We start from the raw sequence: 18463 nt of genomic DNA, 5'->3' as shown, positions 1-18463 counted from the left end.
AAAATTTCAAAAATTAATACACTTAAGTGCATGTTGTTTAAAATTTTTGTTATATTCAATAACATTTTTATTCACAACATTAATTTTATCCATGGCTATGACCCTGAATTTGCGAACCTTCGGTATCTCGCTGTTAACCATTCTCATTACTGCCTGCGCAACGCCCGTACCCAGGGCACCGTTACCGATCAGGCAAACTGACTATCCCGCAATAGGAACAACAGAGACTGCAGAGATTGGCACGAAACTACTCACCCAAATGGATGCCACAGTAGTCAAAGGCATCAAGGTAGATCAAGTAACAAGATCAAGCATGGGGATTTTCCCCGCTGATTTTCAGGGCGTTTACCAATTGGCGGGCAATGGTCCCAACTATTGCGGCTTGATCACGCTACGCGATCCGCTTAACAATGGAATTCAAAGACTGGCTTGTTATTCAGCCGCAGAATTTAAAGAAAAAGGCCTACCCTACGATGAGATTGAAATCATCATTCAAAAACCAAACAATCTGCAAAGAGTCATTGAGTATGCAGGAAAGAGTGGCAACACAATTTCCATATTCTATAAAGAGTTTAACGAAACTGTAAACGGTGCCTTTATCCGTCCGGCCTTTACACAAGAATTTAAATTCGATCTGGCAGAAAGTCAGGTCATAGGAATAAAAGGAGCCCGTCTGGAGGTGGTAAAGGCAAATAACACGGGGATTACTTACAAAGTACTGGCGCATTTTCCAAGATAAAACAATTCGCTTCAAACGCTTTTATTCTGCATGTTTATACGTAATACATTGCTGGCGATTTTACTTCTGCTGGTCAGTTTGCTGTGTCAGGCGGCTGACCCACGCTTCACCGTCATCACTGTAGATACGGAACATGAAGAGTTGCAGTTATTCTTGCGTGATGAAGCTGGCAAGGGATACAGGCGCTTTGAGCAACTCAAGAATTCACTGGCAGCACGCAACAAGCAACTGCTGTTCGCGATGAATGCTGGTATGTACCATGCAGACTACTCACCTGTAGGTCTGTTTGTACAGAATGGTGAACAAGTCTATGCATTGAATTTGAGCAGTAACTGGGGAAATTTTTTCCTGAAACCGAATGGCGTTTTCCTGCTCAGCAAATCAGGCCCACAGGTTGTTGAATCTTCAGAATATCCGGCACTGGCCAAGGATGTTTTACTGGCGACCCAGTCTGGCCCGCTACTGCTAAGAAACGGCGTCATACATCCCGCATTCAAACCTGATTCAAATTCACGTCTGAAGCGTAACGGTGTTGGTGTCATCGGCAGCAAAGCAATATTTGTGATCAGCGAACAGCCTGTCAATTTTTATGAGATGGCGATATTTTTTCGCGACACGCTCCACTGCCAGGATGCCCTGTATCTGGATGGCAGTATCTCTGGCATTTATTCAGTAGAACTGAACAGGAATGATGTGACTGTAGATTTGGGGCCAATTATCGGGGTGGTGCGTTGATTAGTGCGTTGACGTTCATTATTCACTCTACCCTGCTCACTCTGCGCAATCTTGGGCTACAACGCGTAGCTTGATCATTTATCGCCATACCTATGGAGGTAGGTCTGGCTAATTTTCAGCAACTCATCAAAACCCAACTTCAGTGAATTGGCTGAAATAACGACCGGGCTACCGCAGAGCTTGTAATTCATGCGGTTCAGAATTCGCTTGAACATGCCACCAGCCGCGATGTAGCGCCCGGGCTCGCGCACCCTGACGACCAGGGTTTTCTGGTTTTGCACTTCAAAAATACTGAATCCAACAACTTCAGACCAGGGCACAAAACCCGCTGCTACCGCACTGCTGTTATCGAGTAAGCCGGTTGAATTTAATATCAAGCCCGGTCTGTTATCCAGCAACTTTCTGGCACCAAAAACAGCACAAAGCCCAAAAAACAGGATAGCCACTACACCTATGCCATGCATCATGACAGGATTGTTATACCGGCTATGCGCTTCGATGTCAGCAACATCCAATTGCACCATCCAGATGCCCATTGCGACAAACAGGACCGCGCCGACAAACAACAGGCGTAATTTGCTTTTGCTTAAAGCTATACGCTTTTCGTCTTCGACATTCAAATCATGGTTCATCAGTGCACCTTATTTAAAAGCAGATTTATAAGCACATTCACAAGCAGATTTAAAAGCAGATTCAGGAGCAGGTCAGCAGTAGAGAGCAAAGCATTTTTTCATGAGGCTACAGCTTATTGACTTGCCTTATTGCCTGAAGCAGCGGGAGCAAGACTGTCAGAATCCAGCAATTCAGCCGTCGTCAGGATGCCCACGCTGACAATGTCATAGCCTTCTACACCTTCACAACGAATAGAACCCTCAGTGCAAAAACGGATGTCGCCAAAACGGCTTTGTCCAGGGTAGTAAAACAGCATCATGTCACCGGCACGATCTATATACATCGCACGATTCAATATCTCTTCGGGGAATTTACCTTGCGTTGCTGCCAGCAACCATTCACGCAAATGGGGAATCGCCGCCACAGCGACCTCATGTGTCTGTTTTTTATGCGGACCGTGGAAGCCCAGGCGCGTGCGAGAGAGAGCCTTGCCTGCCAGCATTTGTCTTTTCACACCGGCCATGAAAATAATGGCACATGAAGAAAAACAATTTCCCTGAACTGCCGTATTGATTTTGTTGGCAGCAATAAGTTCAGCGATGGCATAACCCGCTCTCAAATCGCCACCCGGGCTCTCACTCAAAACAACTTGCTTGACCACACCTTTTTCAAGATGTTTGCGAAAGCGCTCTGCATCATCTGGTTCAACACCACCAAACAGGATCAGGGTTTCATATGAGCGCACCATGCTCATTGCAGAAACATGAGCTGAAAAGAAAGTACTACATAGTGCCAAGAATAATAAAATTATCCGGGAATTCAATTTCATATACCTATCATCTTCATTGTAAGAGTTACTTCGATTCATGTATCAAACCTGTCCAGAGCAATCCCTGGTGAAAACCAAGCCCGCATACAAGCAAAAAGGATTTACTTTTCGGCATCTTATTATTTAAAGCAGTTTTTGCGCAAATTAAAATCACTTCTTAAAGTCAGAAAACAGTACCCTCGACTGAAATAAACAAGCATTACTTTGCACATGGGCAATTTTCTGGATTAAAGACAGAACAAATACGTGAATGCATGATCAAAGATCATGACAATTGCCTGATTGGAAATTTTCTGCTAAGTTTTGAATCCGCATTTCAAAACTAATTGCTTTTGCACAAGCAATCATCCCAGGATAAGCCATGTTTGATCACGTCAAATTCGGAGTCAGCGACTTCACTGCGAGCAAAACCTTCTTCCTTAAGGCATTAGAACCCTTAGGCGTAAAAGTAATAGCCGAGGGATACCAAGCTATGGAGTCGAGCTTTGTGCAAATGATGAAGTGTCATTGTGCCTGTATCAAACCGATGAAAAACCTGCCCATCTTCACCTTGCCTTTAAGGCAGAAAGCAGGCAACAGGTCGAAGATTTTTACCGTGCAGCACTTGAGGCCGGTGGTAAAGACAATGGCCCTCCCGGTCTGCGTTCACAATATCAGGGTAGATATTATGCGGCATTTGTGATTGGTCCTGACGGTCACAACATTGAAGCGGTTTACCACGAGCCTGAGATCTGATCTTGTGACTTTCCCCAGTACTATCGAAGATTGCCGGGAACCCCTTCGGTCTGTGGATGACTTGGATTTAGCACACGAATAAATGGGAAATGAAGGTCAGGCTCGCTTAACGTCTTTTTAGTCAGCGCATGTTTGAATCAGTACATGTCTGTCATTCGCGGCAACATACCGGGCTAAGCCCATAAAATTTGTGATATAAACGGCAAGCTCACCATATCAAGAAGCAATGCACACATGCATGATCAGATACAAGAAAACACTGTCCAACATTTACTGAGTCGCCTCAGCGAGCTACCGGATCATCCCCGCTTCACCGGTGCCCCGTTTGATCTGTCCTTGCTGGATGCCAGGCAGTTAGGCTCCATCTGGCCAGCTATGCGCCGTGCTCAAACTCTTGAATTCAAGGACCCCCGTGCGCAATTTGCACACTCCTTGTGCAAGCAGATAGAAGAAGCTGAACTGGTTCCTGTCCTTGATGAATTTAGTGCCCTGGAAGTTTTTCGTCACATCAAAGCGGGGCAATGGGAGCAGGCCCTCAGAGATTTATCTTATCTCGCAGAAAAACCTGCGGCTCCCCTGCAACAAGAGTTGATCAGGATTCTGGAAACAAAACCTTCCGGTTATCCCGAAAGCAGGGAATACAAGGCGTATGCAATCAGCCATTTTGCAGGTGGCCATGGATTGCCTGAATTAAGGGCTGAAGTGGCTGAGCGCTATAAAAACTCGCCATACCGCTTACTCGAATTCGATGTCTTGGCCGAACTCAGTTCAGATAGCCTGCTCGCCCTGGCAGGTACGATCAACGGGTATTTCATGCCATCAGGCTCCCAACTTGCGATTGATAATCCCGCAATTGTATTGGCTGACGAAGCTGCTTACATTGAGTTTGCGCGCGAAACCTTGCTATCTGCTGCGCAACACGTCAATGAAATTCAAACTGGGAAGATAGCTTACAAGGCCGATGCTGCTTTCAGCACGGATGACGCACAAGTCATCAGTCGAGCAGCCCGTGTTGCCGCCTATAGAGATGAACCGTGGTTACGCCCGATTATTGGCCCACTTCTGGAGGGAGTTTGTGTTGCTCCTACGACTGCCAAGACGGTTCCATCTCAGTCAGTCGCCATTACACTTGGGCATTCAATTGAGGCCGTGCCAACACCAGAAAGTGTCAGGGCGTTGCGCGATGCACTTGCCCTTGTCCGTCATGCTGGCATCAAGAAAAAGCTTTCCCGTAATGTAAAACCGGCAGAACGCGCTCTCGCAGAAAGACCCAGTGTTGCACTACGTATGACGGCAGATGCAAAGCCCGGCAAAAAACACCTATCCCTGCTCGCCAGTTGCATGGAGTCAGGTTACTGGCTAAAAATGGCGCTGAGTGTTGAAGAATGGAGAAAGCATCTGGTTGACACGCCTGCAGGCGCTGCGTTTGCCAACAGCGTCGTGTGGCTGGAACAAAGGCAAGATGGCAGGAATTTGTCTTTCACCGTGACCACCTCGAATGCCGACACCTACATGACAAGTGCAGATGGTACTGCTCATGTCGTTGATCATGCCAGTACCATCAGCCTCTGGCATCCTCTTGCTGCTATTACCGCTGAAAGACATGCGTGGCAGAGCATCTTTCTTGCCCGCAAAATCAAGCAACCATTGCGGCAAGTTTTCCGCGAACACTATGTCGCGGATAGCAAAGAGCTTAGCTCGAACGAGTCTTCCATGTTTGAGGGACATATCGTTTCCATCAGGCCGCTAATCGGTCTGGCACGCAAGGAAGGATGGTCTATCAGCAAGTATGAAGGGCTGAGCCGCCAGTTTGGCGATGTCCGTGCAAATTTTGACATCTCGGCAGACCTCTATCCCGGTGCGACTGGTTACGGCACGTCGGGCAAACTTCGTTTCGCACACAAGAATGGAAAGCGTTGGGAAGATCTGCCGATTGCCGATCTCGATATTGTCATTTTCTCGGAAGTCGCACGCGCAGTCGATTTGCTGGTCAGTGTCACCAGCTTTGCAACTGACAACGAAGCTAACGAGAAACCAGTGACAGCAGGCGATTTAGGCTTGCACTATGCTGAGCAAGCCGCGCCATCTGCACAATCTGCACCACCGGCATATCACCCTACAGTTGCAAGATGGAGGCACCTGGCCCATCTTTCCAACTTGCCACTCGGTGTTATGGCAAGCAACAGAAAGAATACACTCGCTATGGTGCTTGCCAGGCAAATCAAGGAAGGCAAGATCACGCTTGATGAGCGGCATGTCCATGTTGGCGAGTATGCCATTCATATTGCAACAGCAAGGGTGATGAAAGGCGGCGAACCAATCGAGATTGCCGTCAACCAGGAAAAAGCACAGTTGGCAGCAATGCCATGGCTACCATACGATGAGATTTTGCTACAACGCATCCTTGATAACGTTGCCAGGCTAATGACATGACAAGCAAACTGCTTGATGGACGAGAAGCACCAAATCTTTGCACACCCTGGATTGCAAGTCGGATATGCCAACCGCTACCGCTTTTTTGATGGCAGTGACGTAGATTTTTAGTCAAGGCTAATAGAAAACAGCTTTATTTTGCATTTTTGGCAAAACTGAAATTTCTTTATAACTCTTTGATTTTTATTGAGTTATGTTGAAATATGGTGAAGTGTCTGAAGTACAACTGGTCCCGCCGACAGGAACATATTTACCTTTTAATTCAATGGCTTAAATAGTCATGGCGTAAATATGGCGTAACTGAAAAATTATTTTGAGTTCGATTCCTTATTTATGAATCTTGCTTGGTATCGGTTGGCCAGTTATCTGTAAAATTTCCTCGCCCGTTTATTGTGCCGCGCGTAAAAGTATAGCTATCAAATTCCTCAATTTCATATTTCACCCCAGCAAAATGTCTAGCAGCATCCACCGGCGTCATGCGCCAGGTAGATTTTCGCATTTTCTTTTTGCCTGGCACTTCGTACCTAACCCAATAAATAGTTACTTTTTCACCTTCTTTTGTGTCATTACTCGGCTGCATATGCTCTTTCATACTGAATAAATAATCAGTATTTTTACTCATCATCAATGGTGATGCAAGTATTTATGTTTAATTAACATTTTTGTTATTAATTTAAACAATGTTCTACGTGTAAAAGTAATAATATTAATCTTCCATTAATAATTATTAGTTTTGAGAGGAATGAAAATGTCAGTTGATCATAGACTAACGCCGCTTAAAAAAAGCAACCTTCAATATGAATACTCAGACCACCACACATCCGGCGATGATCCAAAATTACGAAATCATCCTGACTCAGATTTGCTTAGCCGTGATGAATGGTACGAAGTGCTTTATTTTTGCAACAAATTTGCAAATACACATACCACAACTGCACCATTCGAAACTGCCTTAAAAGTTGAACGACTACTTAAATTGAATGTACCACCAGCACTGCATAGTAGAACTAAAATTACAGATTGGCTTGAAAGAAACTGGCCCATGTTCCCTAAGGTTTAGTAGTTGTTGGCCAGGCCCGCACTACCTTGCGGTGCTTGGCCGCACACTCCCCATAAGCGCGCAGGACGGTGTTTTGCATCCATAGCTGCCACTGGTCATAGTCCAGGGCTTCTGGTGCTGACAGGGTTTTGCAGGGTTCTGCCAGGCTAGCGTCCAGCGGCGGCACTGTTTGCAGCGTCAATGGCGGCTTTGAGGTTGAGCATGCGCAGATCGTCAGGCTTGCAGTCAGCAGGCAGAGGCTTTTGAGCTTGTGCATTTTTTAAATCCCTTCCAATTTTATCCAGCTTGCCATCGAGGTTGAGTTTGATGCCGGTGAGTTCGGTGGCGGCTTCGTTCATCTTTTTGGTACCGGCTTGCAGCTCAGTGAGTGCTTTTTCTGCGACGGTGGCGCGGTCGTTGGACTGCTGGAGCTTGAGGGCGGCGATATCGCTGTCTTTGTGCCAGCCCTGGATTGTCCAGCCGGTACCGAAGCAGGCGGCGGCGATGACCAGGGCTGCAGCCAGCCTGGCGTAATCGATCACGACATCACCCGCGATATTTGTCTGTACGTATCAGCAGGATGTTGCGCACGTATTCCCTGTTGATTTCAAAGAAGCTTTTGCCGTAACCGCTGGCGGCTACCTTCGCTTTGAGGCTGGTGCGCTCGACGTGGCCGAACCATTTAGACTGGTCACAGCCTGGCGTTGCGGCGCAGACCTTGCGGTCTGACAGCACGCCACCGATGCCGCCGTTGTAGGCGGCCAGCGTCATGGCAAGCCGGTCTTGATCAGTGGCTGCGCCTATGGTCTTTTTCCAGCCCTGCAGGTCTTTGAGCACCAGTGCGCGTAGCTGGTACTTGGCATCATACAGGTTTGACTCCCACGACCAGCCCGCCAAAGCCTGGGGGAAGCTGGCCTTGATTTCTGCCAGGGCATCAAAGCGGCTGGTGCGGGTGATCTGGCCGAGGCCTACGCCCTGCTCTCTTGCGGTTTTGAGTTCCGCTCGCGGGGACCAGCACCGGCTGTGCTTGAGGCTGATACAGGTTTCTTGCTCTACCTGTCCCGCCAGTACGGCTGGCGCTGGCATGTCTGGCCAGTAGGCGGCCTGCTCTGCTTTAAGCACTGGGGCATAGGTCACGGCATTGACTGGCAGGGTTTCTGCGTGCACCAGGTTACCCATCAATAAAAGGAAGGCTGTCAGGACGACACTAACGCCCAGGAATACCAAGCCCGCACCTATAGCGTGTTGCATGGCTGCTCGCGCAATGGCTTCAAGGTCGATGTAGGGGAACATCAATCGGCGTAGAACATGAGACAGTGCCACTCCCATGAGGGCGACGCCTGCGAACATACCCCAGGGTGCCAAAGCGGGTTCGTGGAAAACTGTGGCCACTGGCACCGCCAAAATAAAGAAGATGATGGCCAGCGCAAGCAGAATGCCTACACGTTTAAAATCAGATTTGAGTCGTTTCATCGGTTCACCTTTATTTATGCCAGCCCTGGCCAGACAGCGCCAGGTACACCAGCCCAGAAAATGCCAGCGCGAACAAGCCCGCCAGCGTCCATTTGCCAAAGAGTGCAAACTGCTTATCCAGCCACTCTTGCAGCGCTTCTTTGAGTATTTCTTTTTCTGCTTCTTTATCCATGTTTGGCATAGCTTCCTTTCAGACTTGCTGCAGGTTTGTAATGAATGCAGCAAGGCTGCAAGGCGGTTAAATCAAATCGATACCCGACTTAATTAATCTGTCAGACGTGCGCAGATACCGATGTCGAAGCCGCTGGACGTGAATACCAGGCCGCTTTTCATTGTGATGGTGGCTGTATAGAAGTCACCGCCGACTGGAGTCGTTTTCGCGCAGCTTGATTTCAATATGGATTTATATGACACCTTGCGTTGTGCGTTGCTACCATAGACTGGAGCCCAGTACCAATCAGCACCTTGAGTACGGGTGCCAGTCGCAAAATTATCAAATACCGCACTGAAGTCAGCAGAGGTACCGAATACCCAGTTTTCTACCGTGACACCGTCTGCATAGGTAATGCTGATTGTCTTTGTCGCTGGGTTGGCATCAATCAATCCAGCATTTGCCGGGTTGACCGATTTTGCAGCGGCCAGAGTGAGATTGTTATAGACAGGCTGATCTGTGACGAACTTGCCATTTTGCGCAAATGCAGACATGGACATCAACAGTACTGAAGCGATACAGAGTTTGAAGAATTTCATGGTATTTCCTTTATTAAAGTGTGCGTGAGTTTAAGATCCGGTTTGCACGGGGCCAGATTTTGGTTTGCTGAATTTGTTGCCGTCCCATGTGTCGCCGATGGACACCGTGTCATCGCAGGGGATGTAGCCTGTGACGATGCCCAGGACAATGTTGACGACGATGCCGTCTTGGATTTCTGCGCTTTTCATGATCACCACCAATAGAGAACGACGAGACCATCACCGCCCTTGCCGGATGTGCCGGAGTCAGTAGCGCCGCCACCGCCAGAAGGGAAACCACCATCAAAGGCATTGCCACCAGTACTGTTAGCGGATGACCCACCAGAACCAGCACCGCCCATGAGAGCGTGCAAGATGCCGTCAACAGCGGCTGCTGTGGTTATTTGCCCGGTATATGCGCCAGACTTGCCGCCGCGATTAGCTGACCAACCAGGCGCACCAGCACCGCCGCCATAAAGACTTGCGCCGCTGGTGTTACCTGCATTGCCATATCCACCAGCGGCGCCGCCCCAAATAGCATTACCGCCGTTGGCACTGGAAAGATTATTCGCGCCACCATAATCGCTTGTGGCGTTTTCGTTCATATTTGTGATGCTTGATGTTGATGCGTGCACGTTAGGCAAGCCTCCCAACCCATTTGATGCACCCGCTCCAGCAACACCCCCGCCTCCGCCGCCAGTGCCTGTACCACCGCCACCGCCTCCATAAGCCTCAACCAAAAGACGAATGTCAGGAATCGCAAAGGCTGATTTACCGCCGGCATTGCCCGCACCAGAACCACCGGTGACAGACGCACCGCCAGCGCCAACAGTGATGACGGCCATCGTGCCGGGTTTGATGATGTTTGGAGGCAGCGCTACTCTGTGCCGCGCTCCACCACCGCCACCAGGCGCGGCAGTTGCTAAACTAGCCCCGCTGCCGCCTGCACCAAAAACATCGACCAGGTAATTACTGGCGGCAGGCATCTGAAAATTGCCGGATGTTTTAAACACCTGAAAATTGGCACCACGCGGCGGCATACCAAAGAAACCTGTAAAGCCGGTCATGATTAGTAATCTCCAGAGTGAACACGTACGCGCCAGCCAGCAGCCACAGTGGTGCCGATAGTGGCGTACAGGGTGTACCCGGCTGGGATAGCGCGATTGAGCGGGACGACGACCTTGGTTTGCGCCGCTACTTCAGTCAGCGTAGTGGCTGGCAAACTGACTTCCTCCCATAGGATGTTGTTTGCGGCTGTTGCAGGCGTGCTGCCGTTATTGAGAAAAACGCGCAAGACAGAGGCGACATTGGTACCGATTGGCAGCGCTTCGATGCTTTCAACAAAAGCACCGCTGGCACCCGCCACAGCGGATATTTGCACCACCGTGCCGGTACCGTCCTTGGCAGTGTTGGCAGTGGTGAGCAGCGTACCAAACTGAACTTTGGGCGTTTGCGGAAAAATAGGGGTTGCTGTTGGCATGATGAATATCCTTTTAGTAGTTCATGTAGAGGAAGATGGATTGCGCGGCACTGGCGACAGCGGCGATACCGACAGCATCGCCACGTTTATCAACAATGCTTGTGATGGCGCCTGCGCTGGTGACTGCCGTGTAAATTGGAAAGCGACCAGCAGTAAAGCCCGTGGTATTTGCCGAGAAGCCAGATGCTGACACTTCGATATAATTTGTTGCATTGTTGGCGAGCGCGACAGTCGTACCAGCAATAGCGGTAACGACATTGTCTGAACGGAAGTTGCCGCCATAGAGGCCCAGATTTAAACCACTGGTCGTGGCAATGTTCTGATCAAAATCCTTCAGGCCTGGCTGCGCACCGACCGAGATATTCCAGGAAGAGATGGTGCCACTGCCCACGGCGTTGACGCAGATAAAATCAAGCTGGCCTGTTGTGCTGTTATAGCCCGTGGTGATGCTGTCCATGCGGTTGGTCACCGGATTGGCGCTGTCACTGATGGATAACCAACCGCCAAGCGGGAAGGCCTTACCCGTTTGCGTAGTGAGCGTTTTACTTCCCTTGCCTATCGTTGCCGATGTGGTACTGGTACCCATGGTGCCTGGGGCATTGACGGCGGTGCCTGCGGCAGCAGTTGCAATGCCAGCTTGCGTAGTGGCGGTGCCTGCGGCAGCAGTTGCAATGCCAGCTTGCGTAGTGGCGGTTGTGGCGGCGGCTGATGCTATGCCCTGCTTTGTCGTCAGATCGGCTTCGAGATCATTAACCTCATCAACAAATCGGGGCAAATCCTCCCCAAAGAAGGTATCAGCCTCATCTTTAAAGGTGGGTGATGTGCGGTCAAGCGCGGTTAGTTGGGTTAATGGCATTATGTAAGTCCTTTTATTTCCAGATTGCAGAGGCTTTTTGTGCCGTAAGAAACGACCATGCCAAATGTTTCAAAAAAACCGTAGTTGATGAATGGCTGGTAGCCGAGTTCATCTACACCGATGTAGACGCAAGGGATGGCGCGCAATTGAGACAGGCGGCGGTAGAGCCGGTTAAAGTCTGCCGAATCAATGACCACGTCAAAGCTTGAGCGCCTGTTGTAGGTGCGCTCCACAACATCGGTGGCGCCGTACTCATTGGTTTCTTTGATGCTGTAGTCGTCTATGGTGGCTTTGGCCCCGTCGAGGGTTTTACCAAATTCAATGACTCTACCGACACTGAGAACACCGCAAGACACATCGCCAGCGGTGGCAGTGATGGAAACGGTTAGCTCACCATTGGGGTATTGCGGAGGCAGGTCAGTCAACACAAAATCACCGAGCTGCTCGTACTCTTCAAAAAACCAGTCATAGACACTACCAATAATCGTGCCGTCAAGGCTGACTGTTTTTGAATAGACTGTTGTACCGCCCGATGCATCCTTATAAGTGACTTGCGCTTGGCGACCAACACATTCGAGCATCGCCAGGCCGCCTATCGTGCCAGGCTCCAGCACGACGGTGAGCGGGCTAGCGTCTTCTGTGCTGGTACCAATTGCCCGGTCAAACATGGCCCAGGCATTGGTGGGGCCAATATCTTGCCAGTGCGTGAGGTCAAGCTCGGGCGAGACAATGCCGGTGATATTGGCGATGCATATATATTTTCGGTGCTGTGCCACCACAATCACTTCATTGCCAATGACGTAGGCATGCCCACTCACCCATGCGGTTTCGCCTGTGTCGGGCTCTGCCACGGTCGTACTGGTGAGCATGGCAGTCGTGATCGTGACGGGCTTGATTAGCTTCATTAATCCGTCGCTCATGCTGGCACCTCACGTGTTGCCATTGCGTCACCTTCTGGCGCGAGCATTCTGCGCATGACGTACTCAATTTTTGAGTTAGAGATTGCCGTCGCCCTTGCTTCTGCCCGCAAGCCCTTGACCTCTTCTGTCAGGCTTTCTACCAACTCCTCGAGTAACTGCGTGCGCAGGCTGCCTTCAAAGGTGGCGTCGTGGTTGTAGGCTTTTGGCGTGATTTTTTCGCCTTCGTGAATGAGGGCCAGCATGTCTTGCGGTACATAGTTGGTACCAACATCAAAGGATGGCAATTGCGATACTGTTGGCAAATCACTTGGCGCAAAGATGCCCAGTTCTCTGGCAATATTGGCGAAAGCTCCCGCACCATAGTATTTATCATTCAGGTTCAAATAATATTGGTTACCCATATTGCCCGGGTTGTAACCTGCCTCTTTGGCATAGTTATCATCAATGTATTTTTGAACCTGCGACACCCGCGCATTATTCAATGCAATTGCGCTGGCTCGTTTGGCCTGCAAATCACCCTCACCTGGCAGGCCACCATATATCTGATCTGGCGTCATTCCTGTGGTGGTAGATTTTGATGCACTGGCGGGCTTGTTCGCCAAATACTGACCATACACAGCCCCGGCAACACCAGCCAGGCCACCTTGCAGATCAGTGTTTAACTGCGCGATGGCATCGGACACTGACATAACGCTTTTATCCACTCCCAGCAAAACATCAACCTGTTTTTTGAGCATGGACAGATGGCTTTTTGCAATCGACTCCTGTGTCTCTGCCGTATCTGCCGCACCATCCAGAATGGCAATGACCTTGGCAACGCCAACAACATACTCATCTGACGACGATGCGCTGGCTTTAAGCAGCTCGACATATTGCTTAAGCTGGTCAACTGCTGCCACATCACCAGAGCGTGCCGAGGCGATGATGTTAGGCATATTGTTTTGCGCTACCGCAAATTTTTGTGCGCGGGTTAAAGCAGAGTCAGAACCGAAGCGCAGCGATTCTTGCAATGCCCGGGCGGCCTGGGCAAAGTTACCCATCTTATCAATTACTTGCTGCACAGCTGCTGATTCAGCGTTATAGGCGTCTTGCAGGGCGGCACGGTCTGCACTGATTTTTTGGTCGTATGCTGCCTTTGCCTCATCTGCCTGCTTTTGCATGGCCTGAGCAAGCTCCTGCGCGGCTTGCTGCTGTTTCTGTGCTTCCGCCTCTGCTGCGGCCTTTGCTTTTGCTGCGGCTTCTCTTGCTGCCTCTGCTGCCCAGATTTTTTGAGTAACCCCTTGCTCGTATGCATCCATGCCCTTGAGCGCGTCTGCGCGCTCAGCCGCAAGTGCGCCTTCTTCATTGCCCAGGGCGCGCATCAGTTCAATATCAAGGGTGCGATGTCTCGCGGCGACTTCTGCTGCTGCATTTTCTTGTTGAAGCTGGTAGACACGTTCTGCGAGCGGCCTGAGGCCTTCCTCTGTGGCTGCCATTTCGAGTTTATGTTGAAGTGCGGCTGCTTCTGCTGTCTTGCCTTCAAGTTGCAGAATCTGCACCATCATTTCTGACTGGCGGGTTGCGAGCTCACGCGCCGCTTTTTCTCGCAAGGCTGCATCGAGCTTTTCATTCAGGGCCCGGGTCTCTTCGTCCATCAGCATCAGCTCAGTCTGGCGCTTGAGGTTCAATGCCTGCTGGCTGAGTCCTTGAGCTTCCATGATCTGCAGCATGATGGCTGAGCGATCTGCGGTTTTGTCATCCACTGGCTTCTTGATGTCTTGCAGGCTGGCGAAAGCCCCCGTCAATTGCATCAGGGCGACATAGGTTTTGTCACCGGCTTCTGTGCCAAGGTCTTTAGCAGCCTCAATCCATTTGCGCAATTGAGCCAGAGAATCAGGCAGCACATAGCCAACGGATTTAAATTGGTCTGTCAGGTTGTTGGTAACAATTGCTGCTTTTTCTGCGGCAGAATAATATTTTTCGTAGTATGCCGCCGATACTGATTCGAGATTTTGCAGGCTCCCATACAACTTGACCAGGTTTTCGGCAGCACTGATACCAGACACATCAAGCTTATAGGTTGTCTCACCGAGCAACCTCATTGTGTCATTGACGTTACCAATATCTGTTACCAGTCGCGCTACGGTTTCAGAACTTGATTCGCCTTCTTTGGCTAGTTTTTCGAGACCAGGCGCAAGGCTTAGCAACTCTTTACTGATGTCATTACCGACATTCTTAAATAACTCAGCAATATTTTTCTGTATCTCTTCTGTCGTTGTGCCAAGCGCAATACTAAAGTTTTGTGTTCTGTTTTCCAGATATGACGCATCTAGTCCAAGCGCTTTTGCATAGTCGGCGGCGGCCTTTTTCATTGCATCATATTGAACAGTGATTGCCTTCAATAATGTCTGATCAGACTGTTGACTCGCGCTATCTGTATAACTACGCCCATCCACAACCGTGGAAGAATTGGCGAGGTTATATTTCCAGGTACCTGCTGTGTCGCTATGGAACCAGCCACCATCTTTTGTCCAGGACACATCGCGGGTGATGTTTTGGGTACCCAACTGGCCGGACAGGCCGACACCTGTCAACTGGCGATCTTTACCTTGACCAAGAACGGCGACCGCAGCCGCAGCCATTGCTGCCCAGCCCCAGCCTGGGATGGCAGCCAACGTACTACCGATAGAGCCTAAGCCAGAGCCCACAGCACCACCCGCTGCCGCACCAGCAGACAGATTGCCAGCAGTGGCAGCAGATGCGTACATGGCAGCCAGGCCAGTGTCAACACCAGCAGTGGCAGCCAGGCCGCCACCAAAGGCCGCAATAGCACTTGAGCCAAACATAGTACCAGCAGCAGATATTGCATTTGCACCAGCGCCAATGAGAGACGACAGACTTAGGCCGCTGCTTGCCGCTCCTGCTGCCCCTGCTGCGGAAGCTGCACCACTTACCAACGATCCTGTGATGGATGTACCAATATTGATAATCCATTTTTTAAATGTCAGTTGATACAGTAAATCCAGCAAGCCAGATTTAAGCGTGTCTGTCACGCGGTCAAATGCACTTTTACCATTTCTCGCGATATCGACAAAAGTGTCGTGGGCGGTATCATCAAGAGATTTCAGCATATTTTTTTGCTGTTCTAGCGAAGGTTTTATGCTTTGGTTTCCATACCAAATGTCGTAATCCTTCTGTAATTTCTTCTGGGCCTCTGTACCTTCGCCAGCCATCGCTATTCGCCTACTCCATACTTCCGCATCAATGGCTAAAATTGCCGCAGCACGCTCCTTTTCATCATAGATATTTTCTGCAATGAAACGCTTGTTATCAGTGGCAAGCTGCTCTGCGTAACCAAGGGCTTTGCCCTGGGCTGTTCTTTCCTGATCAATCTTTACCCTTAGATCACTTTCTTCTTTCATCCGCTTGAGCATTTCATCAGTGACAGGAATACCGGCCTTCCTTCGCTTATTCACCTCATCTTCAAGCTCAGCTTCGGCCTTCAAGGCGATGAGAGCAATCTCTTTTTCATCATTGAGTTTGCCATACATGGCATACTCATTCGCCAGGGCGTCTTTGGACGCGTTGCGGGCCTTGGTACTCTGGATAATCCACTCAAGTGTGGCTTTTTCTGCATTTCGGGTTTTGAGCATTACCTCTGTTGATTCTTGCTCTTTAATGGCTGCTCTGACCGCGGCTTCATGTGCGGCAGTCAGCACCAGTTTCCCTGACGCTAGCTGCTGATCAAGTTTGATCAGTTCCTTTTGACTTTCAGAAGCGTTTTCACCTATCAAAAGTTCAAGTCGGTTTTCTTCTGTTTTGGCCTTGATGGCAGAAATTAGTGTGTTATAGGCCTCTTGCTCCTTTTGATTGGCAGCAGTATTACCTTGTGACGCTGCCTTAACTTCATCCTTGCTCTTCTTAATTGAATCAGAAACGTCGGCCGCTTTTTTTGATGCCTTGTCATTTGCCATTTCCCATGCCATGGTTGCGACGATATCGTCATCGATGGCGGATATAGCCTGCTTATGTGCGGCAGTGATTCCTGCAGTTTGCTCTGCAAAAGTCTTTTGCGAGGCAGCAGCAGCTCTTAGTCCATCTGCATAGTCGGCAACCTGGCTTGCAACTGCGGTTGCGCCAACTGTCTTTAAGCCAGTTGCCACGGTGGTGAGGTAACCAGCAAATAGCACCTTCATGGTATTGATGGTTTTTTCCCATGCAAACTTGATGGCTTCCCATGCTATTTCAGCACCATATCTCAAGTCTTCCCACCCCTTCAACATCAGGGCAATGAATGTTAGCCCAGCCAATCTTGCCTCAAGAAACTGCTCTCTCAGAACAGTGCCAATTTGCCAGCCTGCAAAAGCTGCGAACAATACGCCGCCCAGGACAGCCATTTTTGTCAGAGAACCAGCTGCTATCTCAGCAGCAACTGATGTGCCAAATAGAGCGGTGTTGAGACCAACTGTGGAAGCCTGACCAGCTACCATGCCGACAACAAATCTACCCATCACACCGTACAGAGCAGTAAAAGCTGCAGTTGTTGCGCCTATCACTGCCGGGGCAGCTACGAAAATGGCGATGTATGCAGCCATGATGAGCGTCGCTGGCTTGACGACTGCCATCAAGGCTTCGATTGCAATTCTTGCTGATTCAGCCCATTCGCGAATCTTTCCTTCTTTCGCTAACTGACGAACATATTCAGTCAGTGTTTTGGCAATACCACCACCTTTGAGCATGGCGCCAAAAAATTCATTCAATGTCGGCAGAATTTCATCAGCGATGATGGAATAGATACCTTTCCACTTACCGCCCATCTGCACCATTATTTTTTCGAACTTATCAGCTTCTGCCGCCTGCGCACTGGTAGTTTTTCCGACGAGCTCATTGTGCTCGGCAAGGTCTTTTAGCATTGGAAGAATGCTCGCCACACCTTTACCCATTAACTCCAGTTCGACTGTCGTTTTACCCGCACCATCTTTAAAGTTATCCAGGTGCTTTGCCATCACCAGCAGCATTTTTGCTGGGTCATCCATGTTGGCAGCTATCTCTTGCCCAGAAATACCCAGGCTTTTGAATGCCTGCGCGGCAGCGCTAGCCGGGTCTTTTGACGCGACCATGGATTTGGATAATTTATTGATGACAGCTGCCACGTTTTCCATGGAAGTGTCTGACAGTTTTGCCACACTTTTTAATGCAGACAACGATTCAACAGTTGAACCGGTTTGTTCTGACAGCTGTTGCAGACCGGCCTTTGCCTCAATCGCACCGCGAATCAAACCAATGAACGCATTGACAGACATACCAGCAGCAAGACCTGTGATAGCAGCCTTTGCCATATTGACGGCGGATTCAATGGAAGCCATGGCACCCCCTACAGTGCGCTTGGCGTCTTCCATATCCTTTTGCAGCCTGGCCATGTTTGCCATCAACTGTATTTCAAGGGTTCCGACGTTCATGTTTTATCCAATAAAAAACCCGCCGAAGCGGGTTTGTTGCATCACATTTTTGCAAGACTGCGTATTGCTTCTTTTGATCTGAGCGCCGCCAGATAGTTGTCGATGTTATTTTCTTCTGGTTGCCATGGGGCCTTGCAATTTATCGCCTTTGCACGGTGAGACTCGTTAATGTAATCAATAGATAGCCTGCGCAATGTCAGACATTCCCACGGCGACAGATCAAAACCCATCAGCGATTGATAGCATTGCAGTTCTGAATAGGAAATAGCACCCTCACCTACACTGGGCCCAACTGAAAAAAGGTACTCAATCAGATATTCACCGCCGACTAACTCCGGCATCGGTGGATTCAGCTCAGGATTTTTTGTCGCATCGCGCAAACTTTGCAGGCGCGACACCAGAGGAATTTTTGATTTATCGTCTGGCGCGCGATCAGGCACAGCGC

Annotated in this window: 19 protein-coding genes and 1 pseudogene; 5 read left to right on the top strand and 15 right to left on the bottom strand. The window is 49.5% G+C overall.

Going from position 1 to position 18463, the window contains the following annotated elements:
• Positions 1-91 precede the first annotated feature (91 nt).
• Together UNDYM_RS08305 and UNDYM_RS08300 are read left to right on the top strand one after the other, a co-directional pair.
• Positions 92-739: a hypothetical protein gene (locus UNDYM_RS08305; protein WP_162040630.1), complete on the top strand. Its 648-nt coding sequence runs from the start codon at positions 92-94 to the stop codon at positions 737-739.
• Positions 740-769: 30 nt separating this feature from the next.
• On the top strand, positions 770-1474 hold the full coding sequence (locus tag UNDYM_RS08300) for a phosphodiester glycosidase family protein (RefSeq protein WP_162040629.1): 705 nt from the start codon (positions 770-772) through the stop codon (positions 1472-1474).
• 74 nt (positions 1475-1548) lie between these two features.
• On the opposite strand, the gene UNDYM_RS08295 is transcribed toward UNDYM_RS08300, so the two are convergent.
• On the bottom strand, positions 1549-2106 hold the full coding sequence (locus UNDYM_RS08295) for an STM3941 family protein (protein ID WP_162040628.1): 558 nt from the start codon (positions 2104-2106) through the stop codon (positions 1549-1551).
• A gap of 113 nt (positions 2107-2219) precedes the next feature.
• The gene (locus tag UNDYM_RS08290) at positions 2220-2834 is read right to left on the bottom strand and encodes an ATP-dependent Clp protease proteolytic subunit (protein ID WP_162040627.1); all 615 of its coding nucleotides are present in this window, start codon (positions 2832-2834) and stop codon (positions 2220-2222) included.
• Positions 2835-3276: 442 nt separating this feature from the next.
• Here UNDYM_RS08290 and UNDYM_RS08285 point away from each other — a divergent pair.
• A pseudogene (locus UNDYM_RS08285) lies at positions 3277-3650 on the top strand (VOC family protein).
• A gap of 234 nt (positions 3651-3884) precedes the next feature.
• Positions 3885-6083 carry a DUF4132 domain-containing protein gene (locus tag UNDYM_RS08280; protein ID WP_162040626.1) on the top strand — a complete coding sequence of 733 codons (2199 nt, stop codon included), beginning with the start codon at positions 3885-3887 and terminating at the stop codon, positions 6081-6083.
• Positions 6084-6414: 331 nt separating this feature from the next.
• Here the strand turns inward: UNDYM_RS08280 and UNDYM_RS08275 are convergent, their stop codons facing one another.
• A complete protein-coding gene (locus UNDYM_RS08275) occupies positions 6415-6705 on the bottom strand; it encodes a hypothetical protein (protein ID WP_162040625.1) in 291 nt (96 codons plus the stop codon).
• A 126-nt stretch (positions 6706-6831) separates the two neighbouring features.
• On the opposite strand from UNDYM_RS08275, the gene UNDYM_RS08270 reads away from it, so the two are divergent.
• Positions 6832-7143 carry a hypothetical protein gene (locus UNDYM_RS08270; RefSeq protein WP_162040624.1) on the top strand — a complete coding sequence of 104 codons (312 nt, stop codon included), beginning with the start codon at positions 6832-6834 and terminating at the stop codon, positions 7141-7143.
• On the opposite strand, the gene UNDYM_RS08265 is transcribed toward UNDYM_RS08270, so the two are convergent.
• The 12 genes from UNDYM_RS08265 to UNDYM_RS08210 all read right to left on the bottom strand — a co-directional run bounded on the left by UNDYM_RS08265 (position 7133) and on the right by UNDYM_RS08210 (position 18458).
• On the bottom strand, positions 7133-7324 hold the full coding sequence (locus UNDYM_RS08265) for a hypothetical protein (protein ID WP_162040623.1): 192 nt from the start codon (positions 7322-7324) through the stop codon (positions 7133-7135). The genes UNDYM_RS08270 and UNDYM_RS08265 overlap by 11 nt on opposite strands.
• Entirely contained in the window at positions 7290-7664 is a 375-nt protein-coding gene (locus UNDYM_RS08260; RefSeq protein ID WP_162040622.1) for a hypothetical protein, read from the bottom strand. Before UNDYM_RS08260 ends, UNDYM_RS08265 begins: the two co-directional genes overlap by 35 nt.
• Positions 7665-7668: 4 nt before the next feature.
• Complete coding sequence (locus UNDYM_RS08255) at positions 7669-8595, bottom strand: lytic murein transglycosylase (protein ID WP_162040621.1); 927 nt, start codon at positions 8593-8595, stop codon at positions 7669-7671.
• A 10-nt stretch (positions 8596-8605) separates the two neighbouring features.
• Complete coding sequence (locus UNDYM_RS08250) at positions 8606-8767, bottom strand: hypothetical protein (protein WP_162040620.1); 162 nt, start codon at positions 8765-8767, stop codon at positions 8606-8608.
• Between the two features lie 92 nt (positions 8768-8859).
• Complete coding sequence (locus UNDYM_RS08245) at positions 8860-9345, bottom strand: hypothetical protein (protein WP_162040619.1); 486 nt, start codon at positions 9343-9345, stop codon at positions 8860-8862.
• Positions 9346-9375: 30 nt separating this feature from the next.
• The gene (locus UNDYM_RS08240; RefSeq protein ID WP_162040618.1) at positions 9376-9534 is read right to left on the bottom strand and encodes a hypothetical protein; all 159 of its coding nucleotides are present in this window, start codon (positions 9532-9534) and stop codon (positions 9376-9378) included.
• Between the two features lie 2 nt (positions 9535-9536).
• Positions 9537-10391, bottom strand: a complete 855-nt coding sequence (locus UNDYM_RS31075; RefSeq protein WP_162040617.1) for a glycine-rich domain-containing protein — start codon at positions 10389-10391, stop codon at positions 9537-9539.
• Between the two features lie 2 nt (positions 10392-10393).
• On the bottom strand, positions 10394-10804 hold the full coding sequence (locus UNDYM_RS08230; protein WP_162040616.1) for a hypothetical protein: 411 nt from the start codon (positions 10802-10804) through the stop codon (positions 10394-10396).
• A 13-nt stretch (positions 10805-10817) separates the two neighbouring features.
• Positions 10818-11660, bottom strand: a complete 843-nt coding sequence (locus tag UNDYM_RS08225; RefSeq protein WP_162040615.1) for a hypothetical protein — start codon at positions 11658-11660, stop codon at positions 10818-10820.
• Positions 11660-12580, bottom strand: coding sequence for a hypothetical protein (locus UNDYM_RS08220; protein WP_162040614.1), 921 nt, complete (start codon positions 12578-12580; stop codon positions 11660-11662). The genes UNDYM_RS08225 and UNDYM_RS08220 overlap by 1 nt, the downstream gene beginning before the upstream one ends.
• Positions 12577-18018 (bottom strand): hypothetical protein, encoded by a 5442-nt coding sequence (locus tag UNDYM_RS08215; RefSeq protein WP_162040613.1) that lies wholly within the window; start codon positions 18016-18018, stop codon positions 12577-12579. Before UNDYM_RS08215 ends, UNDYM_RS08220 begins: the two co-directional genes overlap by 4 nt.
• A gap of 41 nt (positions 18019-18059) precedes the next feature.
• Positions 18060-18458, bottom strand: coding sequence for a hypothetical protein (locus tag UNDYM_RS08210; protein WP_162040612.1), 399 nt, complete (start codon positions 18456-18458; stop codon positions 18060-18062).
• Positions 18459-18463 lie beyond the last annotated feature (5 nt).

It is taken from the genome of Undibacterium sp. YM2 (assembly GCF_009937975.1).
Lineage (GTDB): Bacteria > Pseudomonadota > Gammaproteobacteria > Burkholderiales > Burkholderiaceae_D > Undibacterium.
This window is presented reverse-complemented; position numbering and strand designations above follow the sequence as displayed.